This window comes from Actinoplanes sp. 13 (genome assembly GCF_056134165.1).
Map to the genome: position 1 here is coordinate 579053 of NZ_JBVYOQ010000003.1, position 9027 is coordinate 588079.

General features: G+C 72.7%; 6 protein-coding genes. 4 read left to right on the forward strand and 2 right to left on the reverse strand.

Going from position 1 to position 9027, the window contains the following annotated elements; translation table 11 throughout:
• Positions 1–26: 26 nt before the first annotated feature.
• Positions 27–3026 carry a DEAD/DEAH box helicase gene (locus tag AC0NH5_RS10405; RefSeq protein WP_474402359.1) on the reverse strand — a complete coding sequence of 1000 codons (3000 nt, stop codon included), beginning with the start codon at positions 3024–3026 and terminating at the stop codon, positions 27–29.
• An 84-nt stretch (positions 3027–3110) separates the two neighbouring features.
• The gene (locus AC0NH5_RS10410; RefSeq protein ID WP_474402361.1) at positions 3111–3554 is read right to left on the reverse strand and encodes a DUF5990 family protein; all 444 of its coding nucleotides are present in this window, start codon (positions 3552–3554) and stop codon (positions 3111–3113) included.
• A 71-nt stretch (positions 3555–3625) separates the two neighbouring features.
• Between AC0NH5_RS10410 and AC0NH5_RS10415 the strand changes: the two genes are divergently transcribed.
• From AC0NH5_RS10415 to AC0NH5_RS10430, 4 genes are all read left to right on the forward strand, one after another.
• Positions 3626–4390 carry an arginase family protein gene (locus AC0NH5_RS10415; protein ID WP_474402362.1) on the forward strand — a complete coding sequence of 255 codons (765 nt, stop codon included), beginning with the start codon at positions 3626–3628 and terminating at the stop codon, positions 4388–4390.
• 21 nt (positions 4391–4411) lie between these two features.
• The gene (locus AC0NH5_RS10420; RefSeq protein WP_474402363.1) at positions 4412–5437 is read left to right on the forward strand and encodes an alpha/beta hydrolase; all 1026 of its coding nucleotides are present in this window, start codon (positions 4412–4414) and stop codon (positions 5435–5437) included.
• Between the two features lie 28 nt (positions 5438–5465).
• Positions 5466–6704 carry an ATP-grasp domain-containing protein gene (locus AC0NH5_RS10425; RefSeq protein WP_474402364.1) on the forward strand — a complete coding sequence of 413 codons (1239 nt, stop codon included), beginning with the start codon at positions 5466–5468 and terminating at the stop codon, positions 6702–6704.
• Between the two features lie 80 nt (positions 6705–6784).
• Entirely contained in the window at positions 6785–8941 is a 2157-nt protein-coding gene (locus AC0NH5_RS10430; protein WP_474402365.1) for a glycoside hydrolase family 9 protein, read from the forward strand.
• The last annotated feature ends 86 nt before the right edge of the window (positions 8942–9027 follow it).

The window sequence follows — 9027 nt, forward strand, 5'->3', positions numbered from 1 at the left end:
CCGGAGCCGGCGTGATCAGCTCGCGCTCAGTCAACGATCGCCTCCGGAGCCAGGGTGATCAGGTCGCGCAGCTCCTGGGTGGACAGCGTGCTGAGCCAGCCCTCGCCGTTGCCGACCACCCGCTCGGCGAGCACTCCCTTGTCCGCGACGACCTGGTCGATGCGCTCCTCCAGGGTCCCGAGGCAGACCAGGTTGTGGACGTGCACGTCGCGGCGCTGGCCGATCCGGTAGGCCCGGTCGGACGCCTGGGTCTCGACGGCCGGGTTCCACCAGCGGTCCACGTGCACGACGTGGTTGGCGGCGGTCAGGTTGACGCCGGTGCCGCCGGCTTTCAGCGACAGCACGAAGATCCCGGGCCGGTCCGCCTGCTGGAAGTCCGCGATCATGGCATCGCGCGCCCCGCGCGCGGTGCCGCCGTGCAGGAACTTCACCGGCACGCCGAAACGGGCCGCCAGGTGCGGCTGGAGCATGGCCCCGAACCGGGCGAACTGGGTGAAGCACAGCACGCTCTCCCCCGCCCCGAGCGCGTGGTCGAGGATCTCCTCCAGCCGGTCGATCTTGCCGGAGCGGCCGGGCAGCGGCGAGCCGTCCTTGAGCACCAGCGCGGGGTGCACACAGACCTGTTTCAACTTGGTCATGGCCGCCAGCACCAGGCCTTTGCGCTGCTTGTCGCCCGGCTCGTCGAGCCGCTGCTCCAGATCGTCGAGAACCGCTCGATAGAGGCTGACCTGCTCGGTGGTCATCCCGCACAGGTGCCGCACGTGCCTCTTGGCGGGCAGCTCGCCGGCGATGACCGGGTCGAGCTTGGTGCGGCGCAGCAGGAACGGCCGGGTGGCCTGGCGCAGGCGGGCGGCGGCGTCCTCGTCGAGATAACGCTCGATCGGCACGGCGAACCGGGCCCGGAACGTGTGCGCCGACGCCAGCACGCCCGGATTGAGGAAATCCAGGATGGACCACAGCTCGGAGAGCCGGTTCTCCACCGGCGTGCCGGTCAGCGCGATCCGGTTGCGCGCCGGGAACCGCCGGACCGCCTTCGCGGCGCCGCTTCCGGCATTCTTGATGTGCTGCGCCTCGTCGAGCACCACCCGGTCCCACTGGATCCCGGCGAGCGTGTCGGCGTCGCGGACGGCCGTCGCATAGGTCGTCAGCACCAGGTCGGCGCCGTCGGCGAGCGCCGCCGCGTCCTCCCGCCCGGCGCCGTGCAGCACCCGGACGGTCAGTGACGGAGCGAACCGCGCCGCCTCGCGCTGCCAGTTGCCCAGCACCGAGAGCGGGCAGACCAGCAGGGCCGGCCCGGCCCGGTGGTGCAGCAGCAGCGCGAGCAGCTGCACGGTCTTGCCCAGCCCCATGTCGTCGGCCAGGCAGGCGCCCAGCCCCAGCCCGTCGAGGAAGGCCAGCCAGGAGAAACCCCGTTTCTGGTACGGCCGGAGCACACCCACCAGCCGCTCGGGCACCTCGAGGATCTCCAGCCGCTGGTCGAGGCGCCCGGTCAGCAGGTCGGCCAGCCAGCCCTGGCCCCGCGCGTCGGTGACCGGCAGCGGCAGCTCCTCGGGCGGCAGCAGCCGGGTCACCTTCAGCGCGTCCCCGGCGGTCATCCGGCCCCCGCCGCGCGCCAGGAACCGCAGCCCGGCAGCGAGCCGCTGCTGGTCCAGGAAGACCCACCGCCCGCGCAGCCGGATCAGCGGCACCTTGGCCCGGGTCAGGTCGGCCAGCTCGTCGGCGGTCAGAGTCCGCCCGCCGAGCGCCAGCCCCCACCGGTAGTCGACCATCTCCCGCAGCCCGACCGCCCGGTCCCGCAGCACGGTGGAGACCGGCTCGCGCCCGCGCACCTCGAGAGAGAGCCCGAGGCCGGGCCGTTTCTGCCACCAGGCCGGGAGCAGCACCCCGTAACCCGCGTCGTCGAGCAGGGCCGCGTGGCTGAGGAACCGGTGCGCCCCCTCGGTGTCGAGCAGCATCTCGGCCGGGCGTGCCGCGCGCAGCGCCTCACCGATCTCGGGCCAGAGCCGCGCGGCCCGGCCGAGCCCGGCGAGCAGCCGCTCCTGCGGGTGCGAGGTCCAGCGGCTCAACGGCGCGTACTGATCGCGCCACACGTCGGCGGCGCTGACCAGCACACTCGGCTCGTCGGCGGCCTGGAGCAGGAACTCCAGCCGCCACGCGTCCTCGGGCAGCGGCACGTCGTCGGGCAGGACCGGCTCGTGCTCGCGCGGGTCGCTCAGCCGGAAGCAGACGCGCACCTCGGCGCCCCGGGCGGCCTGCGCGAACCACCCGTCCAGCCGCCCGATCAGCTCGTCGGCCAGCGCGGGCGCCGCCTCGAACTCCGGCTCCCCGGTGAGGGCGGCGAGCCATCCGTAGTCGGCCAGGGTGACCCCGGCCTCGGCCAGCCGGGTCCGCACCAGGCCGTCGACCAGCCGCTCCAGCGCGACGTCGGCCGGCGAACGGTGCCGGTGCGGGCCGGCCACGGCCAGCTCGCGGCCACCGGCGGCGGTGGTGGACTGCTCGGACCGGCAGGCGGGCGGCATCCGGTCGGCGAGCGCGGCACAGCGCACCGCGTCGGCGCCGACCAGCACCGGCCGCCACCACGCCGACGGCCGGGGACCCTCGATCCGCACGCCCGGCAGCACGCGGCCACGGCGAACCAGACCGGCCGCGAACGCGCACAGCTCGGCCAGCCAGCCCACCGACGGCGCGGCCCGGCCCTCGAACTCCGCGACCAGGTCGGGATCGACGAACGGCACCCGCACCGCCGGCACCCGCCAGCTGCGCGGGCGGACTGTGCCCCGCCGTGGCGGCAGGCCGAGCTGCGGCGAGGCCAGCGGCCCGGCGCTGGTGGAGGGCAGCACCAGAGTGGCCGGCGGGCGCTCCTCCCCCACCGGCAGGTCGCCGGCCGGCACCGCGAACGGGTGGTCCCGGGGGCCGCCGCGCCGCTCGCCGGCCGTCTCGTCGGTCTCGGCCCACAGCGAGATCGAGCCGTCGGCGCCCAGGAAGCCGTGCAGCACCCGGACCCCGGCCTGCGCGGCGGCGGTCACGCGAACCACCCCCCACCCGGCGAACCACGGTCCTTCAGCACGCCGCCGACTCTAGGCCGCCCCCCTGACAAGTTCTGCCGCGGCTCACTCGAGAGTCCAGACGAGGTCCGGCGGGCGCACCCGCGCGCACCGCGGCCCGCCGTCGGCGCCGGTCAGGCCCAACCGGCCGACCAGCGTCCCCGGCCCGGCGACGGCCTGCCGCAACAGGTCCCCGGGGATGTCGCCGAACATCAGTTTCGCCCGGCGGAACATCGCGAAGTCGTCCCCGTCGACGGCGCCCCAGCTCAGATAGAGGAACCGCGCGCCGGGCCGCCCGTGCACCCACGGCCCGCCCACGTCGATCAGCCCGTCCACGTCGCGCGAGTCGACGTCGAGCTCCCAGACGGCCTCGTCGGCGTGCACCGGCACCCGGCCGACCACCTCGGCCCTGCGCTGCACGCCGACGTGCACCCCGCCCAGGCGCAGCCGCTCGGCCTCGGGCGCGCCGGGGCGTCCCGGCAGGTCGTACCCCTCGATCCTGATTCGCACCCGACCGACTCTAGGCAACCGGGCCGGCCGGACCGTCGCGGAAGGCGGCGCATTGAGGCACGCTGATCGATGTGACCACCATTCTCGTGCCCTATCACCAGGATGTGCTTCTGCCACCCGCCGAGATCCCGGTGTCCGCCACCCGCATCGTGCGCGCCGATCCGCAGGGCCCGGACCGGTGGGAGCGGATCGCCACCGTCCAGAAGGCGGTGGCCGCCGCGGTCGAGTCCAGCGCCGGCCGGCCCGTCGTCTTCTCCGGCGACTGCCTGATCGCCGGCGGCGTGGTGGCCGGCCTGCAGCGGGCCGGCCACGACCCGGGCGTGGTCTGGTTCGACGCGCACGGCGACGTGCACACGCTTGCCACCTCGATGTCCGGCTATCTCGGCGGGCTCTCGCTGCGGCTGGTCACCGGCGCGCACCCGGACCGGTTCGCGGACCGGTTCGGCCTGCGCCCGATCCCGCCGGACCGGGCGCTGCTCGTCGACGCCCGCGACCTGGATCCGGCCGAGGCCGAATATCTCGCGACCGGTGCGATCCGGCGCGTGCCGGTGGCGGAGGCGGGCGCGGACACCGCCCCGGCCGGCCCGTTCCTGCTGCACATCGACGTCGACGTGATCGACGACGGCGAGATGCCCGGGCTCCGGTTCCCGGTCTCCGGCGGGCCGGCGGCGGCCGAGGTCCTCGACGCGGCCGGGCGTCTGCTGGCCACCGGGCGCGTCGCCGGGGTGCACGTCGCCTGTCCCTGGCGGCCGGCCGGCACGCCGGAGACCCAGCGGATCCGCACCGGCCTGCTCCGCCGGATCGTCACCCTGGCCGCACGCCCGGCGGGCGGCTGATCACCGGGTTAGGGTGCGTTCATGGAAGCTGCGGGCGGGGCGTGGTGGGAGGGGAAGACCCTCTTGTTCCGGTACGCGGACGCGGGCCACGACCTGGCGAAGGTCAGGGTCCTGGCCTCCACCTTCCACGACGATCTCACCTGGTCGGCGGCCGGGTGGGAGCTGCGCCGCGACTGCCCGCCGGTGCGCCGTGTCGAGTACAAGTTCGAGCTCACCCGCCGTGACGGCACCCGGGAGACCGTCTGCGACCCGGCCAACCCGCTCCGCGTGCCCGGCGGTTTCGGCGACTCGTCGGTCGTGCAGGACCCTGCCTATCAGCCGCCGGGCTGGCTGGACGAGTCATCCGACGCCGGCTCGTGGGCGACCGTCGACCTGCCCGCGCGCACTCTCGGCACCACCCTCAGCGCCCGCGTCTGGTCGCCCGGGACGCCCACCGACCGGGTGCTGATCGCCCACGACGGCCCCGACTACGAGCAGTACGCGAGCCTCGGCCGCTACACCGCCGCGATGATCCGTTCGGGGCGCGTCCGGTCGTACCACCTGGTGCTTCTCCCTGCCGGTGACCGCATGCAGTGGTACTCGGCCTGCCCCCGCTACGCCCTGACGCTGGCCGGCGAGATCATCCCGCAGCTGCGGCTGCGCCTGGGCGCGGGCCCGGTGGTCGGCGCCGGCGCCAGCCTGGGCGCGCTCGCGATGCTCTACGCGCAACGCCGCCACCCGGCCGGTTTCGCCGGGCTGTTCCTGCAGTCCGGAAGCTACTTCCAGCCGCGGTACGACAGCCACGAGTCCGGTTTCGAGCACTGGGCGCGGATCGTCCGGTTCACCCGGCGGACCCTGCGCACCCGTCGCGGCCCCGCCGTGCCGGCCACGCTGACCTGCGGCGCCGCCGAGGAGAATCTCGCGAACAACCGCGACATGGCGGATGCGCTGGCCGAACAGGGGTATGCGACCGCCTTCGCCGAGAACCCGGACGCGCACACCTGGGTCGGCTGGCGGGACACCTTCGATCCGCACCTGGCCGGACTGTTGCAGCGGGTGTGGCCCTAGATCCTGATCCGAACCGAAGGAGGCGGCCGTGGCCGACGTCGAGCACACCATCGGACTGTTGCTGGGCACCGAGGACGACTGGCCGCGCGCCTACGAGGCGCTCCTGCACCGCCTCGGCACGATCTCCGCGCCGGACGGGCGCACCCACCGGGCCCGGTCCGAGCGGGTCACCATCGAGCCGTTCAACCTGCGCGCCAAGCCGCGGCACGGCCTGGTCATCGACCGGCTGGCGCACTGGTACTACCACCCTCGCGAGTGGCTCAAGAAGATCGCGCTGATGGACGACGTGTACCTGTTGAACAGCCCGTTCACGTTCCAGTCGATGGAGAAGCACGCGGCGTACTGCGCGATGATGCGGCTCGGGCTGAAGGTCCCGGAGACGGTCCTGGTGCCGTACAAGAACCCGCTGGAGAACTCCCGCTGGGCGTACACGGCGGCGCGTTACAACCGGCCGTTCGACCTGGAGGCGACGGCCGCCTCGGTCGGGTACCCGCTCTACATGAAGCCGTACGACGGCGGCGCCTGGGTCGGCGTCTCGAAGATCCGCAACGAGATCGAGTTGCACGCCGCCTACGACGCCTCCGGTGAGCGGCTGATGCACCTGCAGTCCTCGGTCGAGGGTTACGACGTGTTCGCCCGGAGCCTGAGCATCGGCCCGGAGACGATGGTGATGAAGTTCCGGCCGGACCAGCCCATGCACGCCAGGTACGAGGTCGACCACAACTTCCTCTCGCCGCCCGCCGGCGACGAGGTGGTCACCATCTCGCGGCTGGTGAACGCGTTCTTCCGGTGGGAGTTCAACTCGTGCGAGTCGCTGGTACGCGGCTCCGACGTGCACCCCATCGACTACGCGAACGCCTGCCCCGACGTCGCGCTCACCTCGCTGCACTACTACTTCCCGTGGGCGATGACCGCGCTGCTGCGCTGGAGCGTGTACTGCGTGGTCACCGGCCGCCGGGCGCGGCTGGACACCGACACCGCGGAGTACTTCGCGATCGCCGACGACCCGGACCGCACCTACGCCGACAAGCTCGCCGGTTACCGGGAACTCGCCGACGACTACTTCGAGATCGACCGCTACCAGGAGTTCTGCGACAAGCATCTGGCCAACGTCGACAGCCTGGTCTACGACTGGGTGACCTCGGACGAGTTCCGTTCGCTGCTGCGCGAGACGGTGCGCGCGATGTACCCGGTGCACGAGCACGAGAAGTTCCTCGCCCACTTCGGTGGCCTGATTGACGCATGGATCCGTGACCAGGGGCGTTGACGTAGTAACGCCCAGGCAATAAACATGTGTCCATGTCCTTATGGGAGCGCTCCCGCATCATCGGCCTCACAGCCTTGCTCATGACACTCGGCGCCGCCGCGCCGGCCCAGGCCGACGAGGTGGAACAGATCATCAACGGTGGCTTCGACGGCACCGCCGACCCGTTCTGGACCAACGCCGGCATGACCATCGACATCACCGACGGACGTGCCTGCGTCGACGTGCCCGGCGGCACCACCAACCGCTGGGACGCCACGGTCGGGCAGAACGACATCGACCTGGTCGCCGGCGAGACCTACCGGTTCAGCTTCGACGCGAGCGGAGACGCCGGCCATGTGGTCCGCGCGATCACCGGCCTCGCCGTCGACCCCTACGACACCTACTTCGAGCAGTCGCCGGTCCTGGGCGACACGCAGCACTACGAATACACGTTCACCGCCAGTGCCTCCACGGCGCAGGGCCAGGTGGCGTTCCAGGTCGGCGGCAGCCCGGACCCGTGGCGCTTCTGCGTGGACAACGTCTCCCTGGTCGGCGGCGTCCCACCCGAGGTCTACGTGCCGGACACCGGGCCCCGGGTCCGGGTCAACCAGGTGGCCTACATCAAGGACGGCCCGAAGGCGGCCACCCTGGTGACCGACGCGACGACCCCGCTGGCCTGGGAGCTCAAGGACCGCGGCCGGGTGGTCAAGCGCGGCAGGACCACCCCGCGCGGCGTCGACGTCTCGTCCGGCCAGAACGTCCACACGCTGGACTTCAGCGGTTACCGGCGCAACGGCACCGGGCTCACCATCACCGCGGACGGCGAGACCAGCCGGCCGTTCGACATCGGCGGCGACGCGTACGAGCGACTGCGCACCGACGCCCTGAAGCTCTACTACTCGCAGCGCTCCGGCGTCGAGATCCGCGACGACCTGCGCCCCGGGTACGGCCGCCCGGCCGGTCACGTCGACGTGGCCCCCAACCAGGGTGACGGCAACGTGCCCTGCCAGCCCGGCGTCTGCGACTACACCCTGGACGTGCGCGGCGGCTGGTACGACGCCGGCGACCACGGCAAGTACGTGGTCAACGGCGGCATCTCGGTCTGGGGTCTGCTCAGCGAGTACGAGCACCTGCGCGGCCCGCGCAAGGTGAACCTGACCATCCCGGAGAGCGGCAACCGCACCCCGGACATCCTGGACGAGGCCCGCTGGGAGCTCGACTTCCTGCTCAGCATGCAGGCGCCCGCCGGTACGCCGTACGCCGGCATGGTCCATCACAAGATCCACGACGCTGCCTGGACCGGACTCCCGCTGCTGCCCCACCTGGACCCGCAGCCGCGCGAGTTGCACCCGGTCTCCACCGCCGCGACCCTGAACGTCGCCGCGACCGCGGCGCAGGCCGCGCGTCTCTACAAGCCGTTCGACGCGGCGTTCGCGAAGCGGGCGCTGGCCGCCGCACGTGTCGCGTACGACGCTGCCAAGGCCAACCCGGACCGGCTAGCGCCGGAGTCGGACAACATCGGCGGCGGCGCCTACAACGACACCAAGGTCAGCGACGACTTCTACTGGGCGGCCGCCGAGCTCTATCTGACCACCGGCGAGAAGAAGTACGCCGCTGACATCCTCGCGTCGCCCGAGCACACCGCCGACGTGTTCGGCCCGGTCGCCTTCGACTGGGCGTCCACCGCCGCGGCTGCCAAGATCGACCTGGCCCTGGTGCCGAACCGGCTCCCCGGCCTGCACTCGGTCAAGACCCAGGTGGTCCGCGGCGCCGACAAGTACCTGGCGATCCAGCGCGCCCACCCGTACGGCGTCGGCTACGCGCCGGCGAACAACGTGTGGGACTGGGGCTCCAGCAGCATCATCGCGAACAACCTCGTGGTGATCGCCGCCGCGCACGAGCTGACCGGCCGTGACCGGTACCGCGACGGCGTGCTGACCGGCCTGGACTACCTGTTCGGCCGCAACGCGCTGAACATCTCCTACGTCACCGGGTACGGCGAGGTCAGCTCCCAGAACCAGCACAGCCGCTGGTACGCCGCCCAGCTCGACCCGAACCTGCCGCACCCGCCGGCCGGCACCCTGTCCGGCGGCCCGAACTCGTCCATCCAGGACCCGATCGCCCAGCAGAAACTGACCGGGTGCGTGGGTCAGTTCTGCTACATCGACGACATCCAGTCGTGGTCCACCAACGAGCTCACCATCAACTGGAACGCGGCCATAGCGTGGGTCTCCGCCTACGTGGCCGAAGTCAGCTAGACCGGGCCCGGGGGGGGGGGGGGGGGGGGGGGGGGGGGGGGGGGGGGTGTGGGGGGGGGGGGGGGGGGGGGGGGGGGGGGGGGGGG